Origin of the sequence: Micromonospora sp. DT46, from assembly GCF_049841735.1 — a bacterium.
Classification (GTDB): domain Bacteria; phylum Actinomycetota; class Actinomycetes; order Mycobacteriales; family Micromonosporaceae; genus Micromonospora; species Micromonospora reichwaldensis.
In genome coordinates this window covers 1-320 of sequence record NZ_JBNCKW010000037.1, presented here as the reverse complement: position 1 = coordinate 320, position 320 = coordinate 1, and the positions used below count along the sequence as shown (strand labels likewise).

Annotated in this window: 1 protein-coding gene; it reads left to right on the top strand. The window is 74.7% G+C overall.

Annotated features, from left to right (window positions below):
- The coding region (locus ACLQ20_RS31360; protein WP_425858384.1) for a hypothetical protein at positions 1-320 on the top strand (320 nt) is incomplete at both ends.

The following is a 320-nucleotide window of genomic DNA, read 5'->3' as shown; positions in this document are numbered from 1 at the left end:
CCGCCCTCACGCGGCGGACCCGAACGGAAACCACCCTCACGACGGTCCCCACCACGGAAACCACCCTCGCGGTCACCACCACGGAAGCCACCCGGACGGTCGCCGCCCTCACGACGGTCGCCGCCACGGAGGCCGCCTTCGCGGTCACCGCCACGGAAGCCACCCGGACGGTCGCCACCCTCACGACGGTCGCCACCGCGGAAACCGCCTTCGCGGTCACCACCCCGGTAGCCGCCTGGACGGTCGCCGCCCTCACGACGGTCGCCGCCACGGAAGCCGCCTTCGCGGTCACCGCCACGGAAGCCACCCGGACGGTCGCC